The organism is Undibacterium sp. TJN25, assembly GCF_049339885.1.
GTDB lineage: Bacteria > Pseudomonadota > Gammaproteobacteria > Burkholderiales > Burkholderiaceae_D > Undibacterium.
In genome coordinates this window covers 486,207-503,269 of sequence record NZ_JBMPPM010000005.1, presented here as the reverse complement: position 1 = coordinate 503,269, position 17,063 = coordinate 486,207, and the positions used below count along the sequence as shown (strand labels likewise).

Below are 17,063 nucleotides of genomic sequence, written 5' to 3'. Positions count from 1 at the left end.
GCCGCCTTGTTCCACACCGGTGATCAGCACCGGGTTCAGGTTGGCGCGGGCGGCATAGACTGCGGCTGAGTAGCCGGCGGGGCCGGAACCGAGGATCAGGACTTTGGCGTGTTTTGGTGTGGACATAACAATTCGTGGTTAAAAGATGCCTGTGAAGCCAGGGACAGGTTCAAGCTATCAGGAAGCCAGGTAACGCGACAGGTGCTCGATAAAACGCTCCGGCTCCAGGAAACCGATGATACGGCTTTGCGGAATTTCCGTGCCGGCGGCATTGAACAGGATGATGCCGGGCGGGCCGAACAGGCTGAAGCGTTTCATCAGCGCCTTATCGTCAGCGCTGTTGGCGGTGACATCCACCTGCAACAGGCGAACCTGCTTCAGTTGCGTGCCGACCTGTGGTTTGGAAAAAGTGAAGCGTTCCATCTCCTTGCACGACACGCACCAGTCGGCATAGAAATCCAGCATGACCGGCGTCTTGGCCGACGCCAGCGTCTGGTCAAGCTCGGCCACGCTGTGGATGCGCGTGAACTTCACTTCCGCAGCCCCGGCAGCGTTGGCAGAAGCCGCATTGCCCGCAAGCTCCGCGCCGGCAACGCGCAGATGGTTCAGCGGCTGCAACACATCGTTGCCGGAACTGGCAGCACCGACCAGCTCGAACATGCCGCCCACCAGAAACACCAGGCCCAGCGTCTTGCCGACATAGGCGCGCAGCCGGGTATTGGCCGGCAAGGCGTCAAATACATGCAGGAATACGGCGCACAGGATGGCGAAGCTGCCCCAGATTGCCATCATCACGGGAACGGGAAATACCGGCGATACCATCCAGATCGCAACGGCGATCAGCAGCAGGCCGAACACCTTCTTCACCTGCTCCATCCACGCGCCGGCACGCGGCAGCAGGCTGCCCGCGGAAATACCGGTCAGCAGCAGCGGCACGCTCATGCCGACCGCCATCGAGAACAGCGCCCAGCCGCCTATCCAGATATTGCGTGTCTGGCTGATGTACAGCAAGGCGCCTGCCAGCGGGCCTGCGACGCAGGGGCCGACGATCAGCGCCGACAGCGCACCCATGATGAATACGCCGGCAAAGCGGCCGCCGCTGAGGTTGCCGCTGGTCTGGCTCAGCCGGCTTTGCAGCCCGCTGGGCAATTGCAACTGGTACACATCAAACATCGACAGGGCCAGGCCTACCAGCAAGGCGCCGAAGGTCAGCAGCACCCACGGCTTTTGCAAGGCGCCGGCCAGCCCCTCACCGGCCAGACCTGCCGCAACGCCCAGCGACGTATATACCAGCGCCATGCCCAGGCAATAGGCCAGCGCCAGCATGAATCCACGGCCGCGCGACACCTCGCCCTGGCCGACAATGATCGACGACAGGATAGGCACCATCGGCAGCACGCAAGGGGTAAATGACAATAACAGGCCAAACAGCAGGAAGGCTCCGCCGATGCGCCAGACGCTGCCGCTTTGCAAGGTGCGCTGGGCCAGTGAACTGTCGTCTTCTGCGGCAGGCGCTGCCGCTGCCGGAGATGCTGAAACCGTGGCGGCTACTGTAGTGGCTGCCGGTGCATCCGGCGCCACGGCCAGTGGGCCCAGTTTGGAAGTATCAACCGTATAGGACTGCTCCGCAGGCGAATAGCACAAGCCCGCATCGGCGCATCCCTGGTAGCCCACCGTCAGCGTGAATGACTGTTGGCCCTGCCCCGCCTGCGTGAGCGGGATTTCCGCTACCAGACGGTTTTCATAGGTTTCCAGCTCGCGGTTAAAGTTGGTGTCGAACTTGCGTATGCCTGCAGGCAGCTTGGGTTCGCCCAGCACCACGCCGGACTGTCCGGCCTTGAAGCTCAGGCGCTCCCGGTACAGGTGGTAGCCCGGCGCAATGGTCCAGGAAACCACGAGGGTCTTAGCATCCTTCAGTTCCGCCTGCACCTGGAACGCCTGCTCCGGCTCCAGGAAATTATCGGCCAGCGCGGCGCCGCCGAGCAGCGCCAAGGTAAAAAAAGCGACGAGTGCCAGCACCCATCTTTGTAGTTGACCAGGTTTCATCAAGCTCTCCGCTTCAGATTGTTCAATTGGGTTCAAATGATACATATTCGATGTCCGGTACCGGCTGCCTTCATGCCACATTTATCGTCTGTCACGTCATGCCGCATCGGACTGTAAGGCATTCTTGTGCAACAAATTACCCTCGCCGTCCATGGCCAGGTAGCGCATGCCGGAAGCCTCCAGGAAAGCCAGCCCTTCTTCCTGCTTCAGCATGGCGATGGTGGAACAGCTGCCGGCGGCAATCGCCAGCGGCGCCAGCACGCTGACCGAGCGCCAGTAGCGCACCGGCATGCCGGAGCGCGGATCGAGGATGTGGCAATACCTTTTTCCGTCCAGTTCAAAGTAGCGCTCATAATCGCCGCTGGTGGCCAGAGCGCCGTGGCTGATAGGGATGGTGGCAACAATGCCATCCACCCGTCGCGGGTCCTGTATGCCGATTGCCCACGGTCTGCCGTCCGGCTGCGGACCGATGACACGGATATCGCCGCCCAGGTTGATGTAGCCCGACTGCACGCCCTGCTCCATCAGCACGGCCACTGCGCGGTCGGCTGCGTACTCCTTGCCGAAACCGCCGAAATCCAGCTCCATGCCCGCCTTCGGCAGACGCACATGGCGCGGTTCCCGCTGCACCTTGTCCCAGCCTATCAGCGCGGTCAGCAGCCGCAGCTGCTCGGGCGTCGGGCAAACTGCATTGCGAAAATCCCAGGCACGCCGCAGCACGCCGGAGGTGATGTCAAACAAGCCCCCGCTGGCAGCGTAAATGCTGTCGGCATATCCCAGCAGCGCCGCAGTTTCCTCATCGCACTCTATCCATTCCGAACCGGCGGCGGCATTGATGCGCGAGACGATGCTGTAAGGCCGGTAGCGTGAATATTTTGCTTCTATCCGCTTCACCTCCCCGATCGCCGCCTTCGCCACCTCTGCCGCAGCGCCTTCGTCGGCAGCGGCCAGCCTCACCTCGCAGCGGCTGGCCATCGCATCGAACGCAATCCGGAATACTGATGCGGCTGCTGCTACCACTGTTTGTTCACCCCTATCTGTATGCTTTGCGCGCGCAGAGGTTCCAGCCCCGGGCTGCCGTCATGGAACAGGCGCCAGCTGCCGCGCTGCTCATACGACTCCAGCTTCAGGTCCACGGACCAGTCACGCGTCAACTGCTTCACGACCTTGATGCCGACGGTAACGGCGCCAAAACCGGACAGGCGCTGGTCTGCCGACGTAAACTGGCCGGAGCCGAACACATATCCCGGCGGGAAAGGCGCGCCCAGCTGCGTGTCGTACACAGGGTCGAAATAAAAGCTGGCGGCGCTCTGCGTGTAGAACCGCAGCGAAGGCGTCACCGTCCAGCCCTGCGACAGCGGCTGCACATATTCGCCGCTGAAGGTATGCGCGCGGATCTTGTAGGTATCCGTGTAGTAGCGGTAGCTGAGGCGGCTGGTGCCGTCGGTGCCGGAGAAATGATGGTTCCATTGCGCCAGCAGCGCGGTTTCATTACGGGTGCGCGGGCGGTTGTCCACATCCTTATAGGGATCGGAGAAATAACCGCTGCCCTGGCTGCGCGTCAGCGTCAGCTGGGCGATATCCTGCGCTGTCAGCACCTGGGTCACGCCAAGCAGGAAATCATTGGTGCGCCTGTGCTCGTTGACGACGATCAGGTTGACAGGGTTGATCTTATCGCGCGCGCCGCCAACGCCGAAAGACCAGGTCGTATTCTTGTCTTCGCTGGACACATTGCCCTGTACCGACAGTGCACGCGATTCATAGTCGTGCTCGGTCGAATAGGCGGCGCCCACTGTCACGCTGCCGCGCGAAAAATAACGGCTCACAGCAAAGTCCGCGCCGGTGCGCTGGTCGTTCATCCGCGATGCACCGGACACTGCCGTATGGTAGCGCGGCGAAGCGCCGGAAACATCATCCGACGTCAACGTGCCCTCTATCGACCATTCGCCAGCGACCGGCGTCATCACATAGATGGACGGCGAGTGCGCGGTGATACGGTCAAAACCGGGCTGGCTGTCCTGGTAGTTCAGATATTTGAGGCTGAAGATGCCGTTCTCAGGCGCCGTATCGGCATGTGCGGCCTGTATGCCGGGCAGCACCAGCGCCGCGGCGAGAATGGCGGAGCCCAGCGCCCCCTGGCCGGCAGAGGGAGAACTGCCGGCGGCAACAGCGGGAATAAGCGGTTTGTTTGTCGTCATATCGGGGTTTCTTTAAATACGCAATCAGCGTTCAACGTGGCGTCAGTTGGACCTCAGAGTTGGGTCTTAATTGCAGCCGCAACCGCCACCACCGACACCGGCGCCGCCGGATGCTGCTTCGCGGCTGGTGTAGATGTGCTCGGTATAGCGGGAATCGAGCTTGTCGCCGCCGAAGGTCATTTCAGGCCGCGCCAGCGTGCCCTTTTCCCATGGCTGCACATTGCCGAACTGCGCGCAGCCGGACAGGGCTGCCAGCGCGGCGCCTGATACGGCGATACACAGGCATTTTTTTAAAACGGCCGGTTTCATCAGTGTTTTCATCATTTGGCTCCCAGCAGGGATTTGATCTTGCTTTCCAGCTCGGCCCGGTCGGCTTCCTTGAAGCCGCTGTGCTCGAACAGGACCTTGCCGTCCGGTCCTATCAGCAGGCTGCTCGGCATGCCCTTGACGCCATAGTTGCGCGGCGTGACGCCGGAAGGGTCGAAGGCGATGGTGAAGTGCGCCGGCGTGCTGCTGAGGAAATTGCGCGCGTCGTCATTTTTTGCATCCAGGTTGACGCCGATGATCTGCAAACCCTGGGCGCCGTATTTGGACTGCATTTCATTCATCCACGGAAAGGACTGCCGGCACGGGCCGCACCAGGAAGCCCAGAAATCGAGATAGACCAGCTTGCCCTGGTATTTCGCCAGTTTGACGGTACCGTCGGCGCCGTTCAGTTCAAAGGCGGGTGCAGTGCTGCCTTTTTCCAGCGCAAACGCATGGGGCAGGCACAGCAACCCTGCTAGGGCTGCCGCGGCCCGGTAGAGTTGGATTTTCTTAGTGCTGAATACATTCATGGAGACACCTGATCGGATGGAAGCAGAAGAAACGGAACATCGCCGGGAACGCAGTCGCAGGACAAACTGCGCTCCCGTGCATGTGCTACCGCGGAGATACGCCGGCTTTGGCCTGGCGCCGGCGCCATACGATCACCAGCAGGGCCATGAACACCATCAGCACCAGCAGAGGATCGTTACCGCTTTCCGCTGCGGAGCAACCGCCGCCGCCATGGTTTTGCGGTGCGCTGCCGTCTGTTGCACCCGATCCACCCGAATTAACCGGAGTGGCTACGCTGGCCTCGCCGCTGAACGAAATCGTCCATTTGGTGGCTGCATCGCTGGACTGGATGACGACATTGCCGTTGCTGGTGCCGGCGCTGACCGGCAGGTATTGCACCACCAGGTCGCAGGAAGTGCCGGCCTGCAGTGAGAAAGGCAGAACCGGGCAGCCGCTGCTATCGGCGACGCCGGAGAACGGGCCGCTGAAGGTCGCGCTGGTCAACGACACTGCGGAAGTGCCGGTATTGCTCAAGGTGAAGCGCTTGGTCGGCGCCGTACCGCCTATCGTCACCGCACCGAAGTCGAAAGACTGCGGCGTGATGCTCAGCATAGGTGTGCTGACCACGACTGCGATGCCATTGCCGGCCAGCGCCAGGTTGAACTGGGCACCGGCGTCGGTGACCAGCAGCAGGCTGGCGGCACGCGCACCGGCTGCCGATGGTTTGAAGCTTGATTCGACGGTGCAGCTGCCGGAAGGATTGACTGTTGCATTGGTTGCACAGGTGCCGCCGAGCACGAAGTCGCCAGGTTGCGCGCCGCCCAGAACCAGCGATGTAATCTTCAGTGCAGCAGTGCCGGTATTGCTCAACGTCGTAGTGTGGACTGCGGAAGATTTACCGACCTGGGTATCGTCAAACGCAATGCTGCCGGAATCAGACAAGCCAGGCTTGGCGGTTGCCTTGGCCGTGCCGGTGCCGCTGATGCCGACCTGCACCGCCGCTGCATTGGAAGCAATTGCCAGGCTGGCAGTGACGGCTGCTGCTGCGGAAGGATTAAATACCAGTGGAACCGCGCATTTCGCGCCTGGGGCCAGGCTGGCGCCGCAGGTATTGCCTGTACCGATGGCGATGTCGGACGAGCCGCTTACCGCAATGGAAGTGAATGTCGCGGCAATATTGCCGGTATTGGTCAGCGTCACGGTCTGCGTAGCCGGTGTGCCTATGGTCTGGTTGCCGAAGGCAACTGCAGTCGGGCTCGCTGCCACTACCGCAAGCGGCGCAGCGCCGGTGGCGGACAAGCTGATGGCGGCCGCGCCGTTGGATGCATTGGACGTGATGTTCAGGCTGGCCGAGAAATTGCCCGCGCTAGTGGGATTGGCCTGCACGAGGATGGAGCAGCTGGCGCCGGCCGCGACCGCTGCCTGCGTGCTGCAGGTTCCGCCCAGCGTGAATACCGAGGCATTGGTGCCGGACAGGCTGATGGCTGTCAGGTTAAGTGCTGTCTGGCCGCTGTTGCTGACCGTGACGCCCTGCGCCGTGGACGGGGTATTCAGCAGTACGGAACCGAAGCTGAGGCTGTTAGCCGATACCGCAATGCTGGCCTGCGGCACGGCATTGCCGGTGCCGTTCAGCGCGATGGTGCTGCTGCCGCCGGTCGCGTTATGCGTAATGCTGATGGACGCCGCGCGCGCGCCGACTACCGTCGGCTTGAAGGCAGCATGGATGGTGCAGCTCGCGCCGGCAGCGACCGCCCCACCGTTGGCGCAAGTACCGCCACCGACGAACAGGAAATCGCCTGCGGCAGAACCGGTGATGCTGAGACTGCCGATGTTCAGTGCAGCGGAGCCGCTATTGGACAGCGTAGCCTCCAGCGCACCGCTGGTCTGGCCTAAGGTAGTGCCGGAGAAAGTCAGCGTGGACGGGGACACGGTTGCCGCCGGCGCTGCCGTCACATTGGGATTGCCGATAAACGCCGCGAGGTCGGCGATCTGTGATGCATTCAGCTTGCCGTTGAACAGCGAACCCATGCCGCCCAGGTTCTGTGCAAATGCATTGCTGATGACAGTCGGATTATTTGCCGCCGCCAGGATGCCGTTGACATTGTTTGCCGGGCTGGGGCCATGGCAGCTGGCGCAGGCCGGGCCGCCGGCCGGAGGGCCGTTTAAAAAGATGCTCTTGCCGTTCAGCGCATCGGCAGCGTGTGCGGCGGGAGCAATGCTGCCCAAGCCGAGCACGGCATAGAATGTGATACTGCGCAGTTGGTGCAGCAGACTGAATAGACGCGTGTGCGGCCTGTTCATAGATTCTCCCTGGGTAATTGGACAAATTTAAAAACCACAAAAACAAAGTGCAAAGGCGTTAAAAAGACAGTGAACCAAAGCGCACAGGCGCCAGTCTCGCGTCGCCTGGTAGATACCCGCCAGCGCCAGCCCCGGCAGGAACACCATCTCCGCAGCGATGAGACCGGAAGCGATGTGCAGCAGGCTGAAACCCAAAGCCGATACCAGCACGGGAACAATATGCACGGCATACATCTGCATGCCGCCTCTGCCCGCTACTGCTGCCGGTACTGCCATGCCGGCCGGCAGGCTGCGCCGTATCATCCATTCCTGCAGGCCCGCGCGCACTATCCATTCCTCCAGCAGTGGCGCCAGCAACAGCAGGCGCAGCAACACCCCGGCGTCGGGATGGTGCAACTGGTCGCCGCAGAAACTGGGCAACGGCAGGAACAGGTAGATAAAATTCATAAAAGCGTGAAAGGCGTCGTTATCCAGGCCATGCGGTCAAGCTCAATGCAAGGACAATGCAAGGGCGATGCAAACAGCGGTCCCCGGACAGCTTTGGGCAGGCCCGTTTTCAGTAGGTAAATGCAAAGGGCCGGGAGGATGGTTCAATCCGGAACTGGATTTTTATAAAAATATTTTGATACGGCATGTACCGCCGCCGCTGTCGGCAAGCCGCTAAAAAAAATTTGAATTTGTTTGAACCTTTTGCGGGCCGGCGTCAATTAACGCCGTTCGCAAGGACTTGGAGGGGGGATCTGAAGCCGTCGTGGAGCCTGGGATGCCAGTAAACCCGGCAAGCGCAAGAGCAGGAAGACGCCGGCAAGGTGCCCGGTGTCGAGACTGGAATTAATTCTGGGAAAAAAAACCCCGATCATAGGCCTTGCAATACGCTTGCCAGTCCTTGGCTAGCTGCTTGCTGCAATCCTGCGCCGCTGCCATGACGTCGGCGATCCATTTTTTCTTTTGCGCGAAGGCGATCAGCTCGTCGGCAATGGCGGAGCCCTGCCGGCCCGCACCGCGCAAGTGCGCAGAGGCGACGACCTCCCCCATCGTGCGCATGACGTCTTCCATCTCTTGCAAGGAGTTGACTGCGCCGTCCAGCGTCACCCGGTCTTCGGACGGTTGCAGCGCGCGCAGCACATAGTCGCGCTTGCCCATTTTTACCGGATGCAGGAAAGCCATGGACACGGCCTGCAGGCGGCGCTGCAGCGTGACGATGCGCTCGGCTTCGGTCTTCCATTGCGGCTGCGCGCGCTTCAGGCTGGCCGCCATCGACGAAGGCTGTGCGCGCTTCAGGTCCAGCAGGAAATTCCCATTCGGGCTGCCCTTGCCCTGCACCAGTACAATATAGCGTTCTATGCCCAGGCTGCCGGTACCGGCGACGCGCCTGGCAACGTCCAGCACCTTGAAGAATGCCGGGTCCGGCTGCGACGGCGCAAATTCGCTGAAAAACCGTTCTACCCTGCTGCGTTGCGCCGGCGTGACAGGCAGGCCCTTGCGCCCATCCACCAGCAGCCGCCTCGCCGCACCCTTGCGCACGGTGCGCCGGTCCAGAAATGCCGCCCTCTGCCTTTGCGCCAGGCTGCCCAGCAGCGTGCCGACCAATCCGCTCGCGATATCCCTTTCCACCCAGCGGCTTTTCCCCTTCATCAGCACTTCGCGGTAAGACGCCAGGAATGCCCGGCCCAGCGCCCTCGCCTGCGGCTTGCGCAGGCCCAGACTTTCTGCGCCGGCCAGCACGCTGCAGACAAAGCGCACCAGGTCCCAGGTCAGCGGCGCCATCGCCGCCTCGTCGAAATCGTTGATGTCAAAGTACGCCAGCCGGTTGTCACCCTTATAGCTGCCGAAGTTTTCCAGGTGCAGATCGCCGCAGCACCAGGCTGCCGGCGACGGCAAGATGTTTCCGGCCTCCGCCAGCCTCGCATAGAAAAGATGGCAGGTACCGCGCAGGAATATGAACGCGTTGCGGCGCATGTTGGCGTACTTCATCTGCAGGCGCTCAGGGTCGCGGCCTTCGTTAAAGGACAGGATGGCGCGGCAAGGGTCGAGCATGGTCACCTCTTGGACAGCAATTAAAACAGCGCTAGAAAATCGCCAGATTAGTTAAATTTTGTTTAATTAATATAAAAATTTTTTCATCACCGCACGGCGTCCGCATGCTGTCAGCTATTTGTCAGCTTCCCGTCAAGTTACTGACAGCATGGAAACGTAGTATCCGTAGCGATGATACACGGGCCATGCTCACAACATGCTGGCCTGAAGAATTTTGTTGCAGGAATTAGAAATGATGAACGAACTCGGCGAAATCGCCCACTGGCTGAGAAGCCACTCCGTGCACCACACTTCCGCGGTGCACGATAATTTGCCTGACCCGCGCTTTTCGGCGGACGGGCGCAGCTATGTATCGTTCAGCACCAACAACTACCTGGCACTGGCCAACCATCCGCGCCTGGTGGCGGCGGCAAAAAACGGACTGGACCGCTATGGCGTGGGCAACTGCGAATCGCGGCTGCTGGGAGGCGACCTTCCCGTCTATCGCGAACTGGAAACGAGCCTGGGCGCGCTGAAGCACAAATCGGATGCAGTTCTTTTTGTGACCGGCTACATGACGAACCTCGGCGTGCTGTCCACGCTGGTCAAGGCGGGCACAATGGCGCGCCTGCACGGCTACCGCGCTGCCAAGCGCCGCAAATACGTGTACTACAATGACGAGTTCAACCACATCAGTATCCGAGAAGGCATACAGATGTCGGGCGCCCTCAAGCACAACTACCGCCACGGCGACATGAACCACCTGGAGTCGCTGCTCAAGGCCGGCGACGGCACCTCGCCCATCATCGTCAGCGACGGCGTGTTCAGCATGGAAGGCACGATCGCGCCCTTGCCGGATTTGGTCATGCTGGCGGAGCGTTACGGGGCTATCCTGTATATCGATGACGCACACGCCACCGGCATCCTGGGCGTCAACGGCGGCGGCACGTCCGAGCATTTCAACTGCTACAGCCCCAGCATCATGCAGATGGGAACGCTGAGCAAGGCGCTCGGCTCCATAGGCGGTTTTGTCGCGGTGGAAAAAGAAATCGCCGACGTCATCCGCCTCACCAGTTCCGCCTACGGCTTTACCTGCCCGCCGCCTCCGGACCAGGCCAGCGCACTCATCGCTGCGCTGGATCTGCTGGAAGAAGAACCGCAGCGGCGTGAGAGGCTGTGGGCCAACCAGCGCTATTTCGTCGAACGCATGCGCCCGCTGGGATACCGGCTGACCTCGACCCAGACACCCATCGTGCCCGTGCTGATCGGCGACGCGGAAGAATGCCAGCGGCATGCACAGGCTCTGCGCAAGGAAGGCATCCACGTGGACTCGGTGCAGTTCCCGGCGACGCCCATAGGCCAGGCACGGCTGCGCTTCATGATGAACGCAGGCCACACCAAGGCGCAGATAGACCACGTCGTCAGCGTAATGGCCGGCCTGGCCGGCAGGCGCACGCGGATTGCCGATGATGCCGATGATGCCGACGTATTCGCCGAAGAGGCTGAAGCAGATTTACTTGCATGATCGAAAAGCGCCAACGCCTGCTCCACAGTCTGACCGGATTATAGGATTTGTCCGATACGAATAAAAATCTCGCTTCTTTAGCATGAAAGAACATGCCTGCATCGCGCATGCGTATTCAAATATTTCATGACTAAAAAAAAGGGGGTGATATGAACACTGGCAACCAGACAAAACCTGACGCTTTGCAAGACAAGAACAAGCAACGTCCTTCTTCGCCATCCTCGTCAGGCGGCGCCTCACATGATACCGGCGGCATGGAAAGCGGCCGCGAAGGTCAGCTCAACGGCACTCCCGTTCCACAGCGCGATGATGAATTGTCGCGGCAAGACAATTCCCAGGGCACACGCAGCAATCAGCCCAGTATCAACGAATCCGAAAAAACAGGTTCCGCCATTTAAAGATGCCGCGTATCCACGCAGAAGTGCCGGCTTCTGCTACATATCTAGCATTGCGTTAACCGCTTCAGCTTCTATACTCGAAACCATGTCCCGCCATGCCGGCACCCATTGCCGGCGTCGGTTTTCGCCGCGCGCAAGCGGATGTATCTGAGGAGTTCATCATGGCAATCCCCACCGGCCAGACCAGCCACGCTACCGTTCCCGGCAGCGAAAGAAAACCCATGCCCGGCGCCCGTGCGCTGGGGCCGGTGCAGGAGAACCAGCAGATAGAAATCACCGTCAAACTCCGAGCACCGGCAGCCAGTACCCTGGCCCAAAGCGGCCTGGAGGAGCGGGACACAGATAAAAACCCTGCCGACCGTCACTATCTGTCCCGGGAGGAATTTGCAGCGGTGCACGGTGCCAGCGCAGCGGATATGAGCACCATAGAAAATTTTGCCCGAGAGCACGGTTTGCTAGTCATCAAAGCCGATGCGGCGCAACGCGCCATCGTCCTGTCCGGTACGGCTGCGGCAATGAGCAAGGCTTTTGGCACCGCACTGGAAGAGTATGAGCACCCGAACGGCACCTACCGCGGCCGTGTCGGACATCTGACCGTGCCCACCGCCATTGCACCGCTGATTGAAGGTATTTTCGGGCTGGACGACCGCCCGCAGGCGACGACTAAATTCCAGATCCACCACAACCTCGAGCAGGCCTCCGCGCTGGCGAAGCCGCATGCAGCAAACGGCTCATTTACGCCGCCTGAGCTGGCAAAGCTCTACCATTTCCCAAACGGTGCGGATGGCCTCGGCCAATGCATAGGCATCATTGAGCTCGGCGGCGGTACCCGGCCGGCGGATATACAGGCTTATTTCAAGAAACTGGGGCTGGCAACGCCTAACGTCAAAGTTGTGTCAGTCGACCATGCCAAAAACAGACCGACAACTGCCGACAGCGCGGATGGCGAAGTCATGCTCGACATCGAGGTGGCTGCGGCAGTCGCGCCAAAAGCTGTTATCGCGGTCTACTTCGCGCCCAATACCGACCGCGGTTTCCTGGATGCCGTCACTACTGCCATCCATGACAAGGTGAACAAGCCTTCGGTCATCTCCATCAGCTGGGGCTCCGCCGAAGTCCACTGGACGGCGCAGGCAATGGATGCGTTCGAGCAGGCATTCAGCGAAGCGGCGGCGATGGGCGTCACCATCTGCTGCGCATCCGGCGACAATGGCTCCACCGACGGCGAGACCAATGGCAGCCAGAATGTGGACTTTCCCGCTTCTGCGCCGCATGCGCTGGGCTGCGGCGGCACCAAGCTGGTGGTGCATAACGGCGTCGCTACCGAGACGGTATGGAATGCCGGCGCCGACAGTGCCACCGGCGGCGGATTCAGCACGCATTTCCCGGTGCCCGCTTATCAGGGCGCCGTCGGCAAAAGCTTTAGCGGACGCGGCGTGCCGGATGTCGCCGGCGATGCCGACCCGGCCAGCGGTTACGCAGTGCGGGTGGATGGCAAGGACATGGTGATAGGCGGCACCAGCGCGGTCGCCCCGCTCTGGGCCGGCCTGGTCGCGCTGCTCAACCAGAAGATCGGGCACCCGGTGGGATATCTAAATCCGCTGCTGTACGGATCGCTGCTCGGCAAAGGCGTGACGAATGATGTCAGCGTAGGCAATAACGGCGCCCAGCAGGCAAAAGTGGGCTGGGATGCGTGCACCGGATGGGGTTCGCCGAATGGGCAAAAGCTGCTGAAGGCGCTTGCTTGAGTGGTTTTCTGGGGAACTTCGCCCGTATTGTCCATTTTGTCCATTGATTTTCCAAAACATATTTTCCCCCATAAATCTTATTAAAAAGTAATATAAATAAATTAACAAAATCTCTGGAAATTTCAGGTATCTGTCCTATTATCAGTTGGCGCAGCGCGGAAATTTTGCCTGGATATACAGGCAATAGAAGCAGGCAGGCTCCCGCTCGCGCCGGACAAAAATACCATTACTCTCAGGGAAAATCATGAACGAAACAGGACATGGAGTCGTCGGGACTCACGAGCAATTTTTTTCCAGGCTGCTGTCGCCGAGCAGGCAAGCCTACGAAGACGATGACTTATTCGCGGCAGCGAAGGCAATGGATTTGCCTGACACGGTGGGCGATGGCCCCGATGCGGAAGAAAATTTATATGTGCCGGCGGGCTACACCTATCTGGGCCAGTTCGTCGACCACGACCTGACCCTGGATACCACTTCCACACTCAACCCCAACGACCCCACGCCGCCCACGAATCTGCGCACGCCGGCTTTTGACCTGGATTGCGTTTACGGCGACGGGCCGGCCGCCCAGCCTTACCTGTATGAGCCCGATGGCGCAACGCTGAAAGTGGGCTGGTGTTTCGACGACCCGGCCAAGCCGGACTTGATACGCAACCAGGATGCAGACGGAAAAATAAGCGCAACCGGGCGTGCCATTATCGGCGACAAGCGCAATGATGAAAACTCCATCGTGTCCCAGATCCAGCTCGCCTTCATCAAATACCACAATGCAATGGTGAAACATTTCAGCACCAAGAACCCCGGCCTGAAAGGCGCCGTGCTGTTCAGCACCGCACGCCAGGAAGTGCGCTGGAGTTATCAGCGCATGCTGGTGGAAGATTATCTGAAGCGCATTATCGAAAAGCCTGTGTACCAGCAGTTTGCCAGCGCCTGGGCTGAACAGGGCGACAGCGCCTACAAGCTTTATCCGCCCGAACTGCGCAGCAGGATACCGCTGGAATTTGCCGGCGCTGCCTACCGCTTCGGCCACTCGATGGTGCGCATCGGCTACCGCATGAACACGACAACGGCGCTGCCGGTATTCGAGTTCAGCGGCGTCAGCGACAAAAGCCTCGCCGGATTCCAGCCCCTGCCTTCTTCCCATGTCATCGATGACTGGGGACGTTTCTTTCCAGCGCCGGACAGGAAAGAACTATGGCCCGGCGTGCAAGTCGACAACAATACAGGACAGGAACAGATCAAGGTAAGTAACGGCGGGCGTCCAGTTGTGAGGCTGCAATTTGCGTACAAGATAGACCCCAGCCTGACCGGTTCGCTGGGAGACCTGCCGGCCAGCATATCGGATTTCGACGGCAGCAAAAAACGCCCTCTCCACCAGGACCACAAAGGCCCGGCCCTTTCCCTGCTCAACCTCCGCAGGGGCAACAAATTCCAGCTGGCCAGCGGCCAACGATTTGCAGAAGCAATCGGCGTCGACCAGGCAAGCATGCTGAAAAATACGGAACTAAAAATCCGTGTGCCTAGCGGAGACAAATGGACCTTCGAAGATTTTCCGGCCGGCCTGCGCCAGAGGACACCGCTATGGCTGTATATACTCGCGGAAGCACAACGCGGCATCGTGCGCGCCTGGGCAGACCCGAATGGAAATAAAAGCCAGCCGGTCACGGAAGATTTTTTCATGAAAGACGTGGGCGCATGGACCCAGCTTGGCCCCGTGGGCGGAAGAATCGTGATGGAAACCTTCTTCGGCCTGCTGGACGCTGATCCACGCTCCTACATCAATGCCGCGCCTGTAGAATGGAAGCCTGTCGTATTTGAAGAAAAACCCCACCTGCCGCTGACGTTCTCGCGCATCCTGCACTGGACCGGCCTGCAGGTCAGCGACGCTTTCGGCGTGTAGGCCGCACCAGGTCATCACCGTCACTGCATTCCCGCCTGCCACGCAAGGCGGGAATGCAGCTCCGCATTATTCCACTCCCGCTAACAATCAATTTCATCCAGCCATCTTTATCGCAAACTGCTTGGTGCCTACACTATCAACATCGATCAAGCCATAGGCAATCATTGCCCCAGGGTTGATCTCTACATTGATGTGAGGAGAATAAAGATGACCTTCGAACAAGCCAAAGCCTATGCCGCCGGCGTGCGGGAACGTAAACACCCCGTATGCGACTGCGCCGCCTGCCGCCAGGCAGCAAAGCTGTCCAACGTCAACCGCCTGGTCAGCAACTGGAACCACCTGAAAGCCAAGGTATGGAAATAAGCGCCTTCATGTCCTTCTACCGTTTTTACCGGCGTGGCGGCATGCGCACGGTGGAGGCGCTACGCAAGGCCGGGCACGTGTGGAAGCACAGGTTCTAGGCTAGGCCGGCGTCTTCCTGCCCGCAGTTTTTTTCGATGCAGGTTTTTTCAAAACGGCTTCTTTCGCCACGGTTTTTTTCGCCGCGGTCTTGGGTGTGACCTGTTCCTGGAAGGCCTGCTCCGTCATCGGATCTGTCGCGCCTATCATGAGCTGTTGCTGCTTTTTCCCGGCATTCTTTAAACGGGTCGCCAGCTTTGTGCCTGGCGTGGCAAAAGTAACGGCGGTCTTGCCGTAGTTTTTCTTGTAGCGCGGATCATCCGGCGACACACCTCGCGGATGCACCGGCACTACGGCAGCTTCGGCTCCCTCCGCATCAATCACCCACAGCACAAAATCTCCATGCTTGAACAATTCGATGTCGGTGATCGGCGTTGGATAATGATGCACGCCGTGGCCTTTCGGGTTCAGGCCGGTATGCCGGAGCCTGGGCAGCGGCACGCTGGCATTGAAGATGGAGTCGCACCATAGCGCAATGCCTTTGCTGTCGGTAATTGCCGTATTGAGCAGGTCGTCGAACGGATATTGCTTCTGCAGCCTGGCGACTTCACTCTTGGTATTGGTATAAAAATCACCCTGGTAAAGGCGTTTGGCATTTTGTCTGAGCTGATCGACCTTGGCGGGGTCCGCGCAGAATTGCGAAGCCCATTCCATGCCCGCGAAATTCTTGACGAAGAACCAGCCCTTGCCGTCATGCACCCACAGACCGCCTCCATGGTGATCTTCCCAGCTCGGCGGGCCGTAAAACCAGCCGGCGCCTTTGCCGGACGACGTGCTCTGCGCAATCGCATTCATCAGCTTGCGCGATTGCGCGTATAAAGGGCTGTCAGTACGCGGCTCATGGTCTTCGTAATAAATGACAAAGGGATTGTCTTCTTTCAGGATTTTCTTTTTCGCGGGCGGCGGCACTGCCTTTACCGGCGGTGTGCTTGCGGCTTTGGTCCTGGGCATATCGGCCTCGCACAGTGAGACAACAAAGAGTCTGCTTACTCTGGATTGCGGCGGCTTCCAGCATGCTTGCGTTTTTGCTGCGTTTTTCTGCGTTTTGCTGCGCTTTGACCAAGCCCGTGCCGCGCGCAGAATAATTACCATTTTTTTAATGCATTGCAGCTTATTACACCGCATAGCCTTCATCCAGCTGTCACTTCTGACAGGATGTCCGCGAGCGGCCACGGACACTGTCCGATGCGCGACGGGCACATCCAAAAGAAATAAATTTCCTTTAAAATCAATTACTTAATATTGCAGCAAGATTGGCACGGTTAATGCCTATACATCAGTATCCACTTACAGGATACCGACATGAACCCTCTCTCTTCCTCACAACTGAAACGCACTGCCACACAGCTCGCCATCTGGGCCGGTACCGGGCTGTGCGGCGTAGCGGCAGCGCTGATGCTGGGTGTGTTATGCCTGGGCGACCAGGACACAATCAGCGTGTACCACCTGCAGATCAGCGAGCTTGCGCACGGCGTACCGGGCAGCCTCAGCGAAGCGGTACAGGCCGCAGCCAATTGCAGCGTGGAAGCCAGCATAGGCCCCGGCCTTTCCAGCGTCGCCGTAAAGGTTGATCTGTGCGGGCAGGTCCAGTTCTTCTATGTCCGCCAGCATGCGCGCCGTTTTGCCTAGATGAAGGCAAAACGCTGCTGTTGTCCG

The 17,063-nt window shown here is 59.8% G+C and carries 16 protein-coding genes; 6 read left to right on the top strand and 10 right to left on the bottom strand.

Annotated features, from left to right (window positions below):
- The 9 genes from ACO0LO_RS15625 to ACO0LO_RS15585 all read right to left on the bottom strand — a co-directional run.
- On the bottom strand, positions 1 to 126 hold a 126-nt coding region (locus ACO0LO_RS15625; RefSeq protein ID WP_422965170.1), incomplete at its 3' end, for an FAD-dependent oxidoreductase.
- A 51-nt stretch (positions 127 to 177) separates the two neighbouring features.
- Entirely contained in the window at positions 178 to 2,046 is a 1,869-nt protein-coding gene (dsbD, locus tag ACO0LO_RS15620) for a protein-disulfide reductase DsbD (RefSeq protein WP_422965156.1), read from the bottom strand.
- Positions 2,047 to 2,142: 96 nt separating this feature from the next.
- A complete protein-coding gene (locus ACO0LO_RS15615; RefSeq protein WP_422965155.1) occupies positions 2,143 to 3,066 on the bottom strand; it encodes an FAD:protein FMN transferase in 924 nt (307 codons plus the stop codon).
- On the bottom strand, positions 3,060 to 4,244 hold the full coding sequence (locus ACO0LO_RS15610) for a DUF3570 domain-containing protein (protein ID WP_422965154.1): 1,185 nt from the start codon (positions 4,242 to 4,244) through the stop codon (positions 3,060 to 3,062). Before ACO0LO_RS15610 ends, ACO0LO_RS15615 begins: the two co-directional genes overlap by 7 nt.
- Before the next feature lie 66 nt (positions 4,245 to 4,310).
- The gene (locus ACO0LO_RS15605; protein ID WP_422965153.1) at positions 4,311 to 4,568 is read right to left on the bottom strand and encodes a DUF4266 domain-containing protein; all 258 of its coding nucleotides are present in this window, start codon (positions 4,566 to 4,568) and stop codon (positions 4,311 to 4,313) included.
- On the bottom strand, positions 4,565 to 5,080 hold the full coding sequence (locus ACO0LO_RS15600; RefSeq protein ID WP_422965152.1) for a TlpA family protein disulfide reductase: 516 nt from the start codon (positions 5,078 to 5,080) through the stop codon (positions 4,565 to 4,567). Before ACO0LO_RS15600 ends, ACO0LO_RS15605 begins: the two co-directional genes overlap by 4 nt.
- A gap of 85 nt (positions 5,081 to 5,165) precedes the next feature.
- Complete coding sequence (locus ACO0LO_RS15595) at positions 5,166 to 7,361, bottom strand: choice-of-anchor D domain-containing protein (protein ID WP_422965151.1); 2,196 nt, start codon at positions 7,359 to 7,361, stop codon at positions 5,166 to 5,168.
- A gap of 27 nt (positions 7,362 to 7,388) precedes the next feature.
- Positions 7,389 to 7,808 carry a JDVT-CTERM system glutamic-type intramembrane protease MrtJ gene (gene mrtJ / locus ACO0LO_RS15590; protein ID WP_422965150.1) on the bottom strand — a complete coding sequence of 140 codons (420 nt, stop codon included), beginning with the start codon at positions 7,806 to 7,808 and terminating at the stop codon, positions 7,389 to 7,391.
- Positions 7,809 to 8,192: 384 nt separating this feature from the next.
- Positions 8,193 to 9,398, bottom strand: coding sequence for a DUF2252 domain-containing protein (locus ACO0LO_RS15585; protein ID WP_422965149.1), 1,206 nt, complete (start codon positions 9,396 to 9,398; stop codon positions 8,193 to 8,195).
- Positions 9,399 to 9,630: 232 nt separating this feature from the next.
- Between ACO0LO_RS15585 and ACO0LO_RS15580 the strand changes: the two genes are divergently transcribed.
- From ACO0LO_RS15580 to ACO0LO_RS15560, 5 genes are all read left to right on the top strand, one after another.
- Entirely contained in the window at positions 9,631 to 10,902 is a 1,272-nt protein-coding gene (locus ACO0LO_RS15580; RefSeq protein ID WP_422965148.1) for an aminotransferase class I/II-fold pyridoxal phosphate-dependent enzyme, read from the top strand.
- A gap of 149 nt (positions 10,903 to 11,051) precedes the next feature.
- The gene (locus tag ACO0LO_RS15575) at positions 11,052 to 11,300 is read left to right on the top strand and encodes a hypothetical protein (protein ID WP_422965147.1); all 249 of its coding nucleotides are present in this window, start codon (positions 11,052 to 11,054) and stop codon (positions 11,298 to 11,300) included.
- A gap of 161 nt (positions 11,301 to 11,461) precedes the next feature.
- Positions 11,462 to 13,048: a S53 family peptidase gene (locus ACO0LO_RS15570; RefSeq protein WP_422965146.1), complete on the top strand. Its 1,587-nt coding sequence runs from the start codon at positions 11,462 to 11,464 to the stop codon at positions 13,046 to 13,048.
- A 244-nt stretch (positions 13,049 to 13,292) separates the two neighbouring features.
- Positions 13,293 to 14,948, top strand: coding sequence for a peroxidase family protein (locus ACO0LO_RS15565; protein WP_422965145.1), 1,656 nt, complete (start codon positions 13,293 to 13,295; stop codon positions 14,946 to 14,948).
- Positions 14,949 to 15,155: 207 nt separating this feature from the next.
- Positions 15,156 to 15,311 carry a hypothetical protein gene (locus ACO0LO_RS15560; protein WP_422965144.1) on the top strand — a complete coding sequence of 52 codons (156 nt, stop codon included), beginning with the start codon at positions 15,156 to 15,158 and terminating at the stop codon, positions 15,309 to 15,311.
- 99 nt (positions 15,312 to 15,410) lie between these two features.
- On the opposite strand, the gene ACO0LO_RS15555 is transcribed toward ACO0LO_RS15560, so the two are convergent.
- The gene (locus ACO0LO_RS15555) at positions 15,411 to 16,358 is read right to left on the bottom strand and encodes a DUF6424 family protein (protein ID WP_422965143.1); all 948 of its coding nucleotides are present in this window, start codon (positions 16,356 to 16,358) and stop codon (positions 15,411 to 15,413) included.
- Positions 16,359 to 16,709: 351 nt separating this feature from the next.
- Between ACO0LO_RS15555 and ACO0LO_RS15550 the strand changes: the two genes are divergently transcribed.
- Positions 16,710 to 17,036, top strand: a complete 327-nt coding sequence (locus ACO0LO_RS15550) for a hypothetical protein (RefSeq protein WP_422965142.1) — start codon at positions 16,710 to 16,712, stop codon at positions 17,034 to 17,036.
- The last annotated feature ends 27 nt before the right edge of the window (positions 17,037 to 17,063 follow it).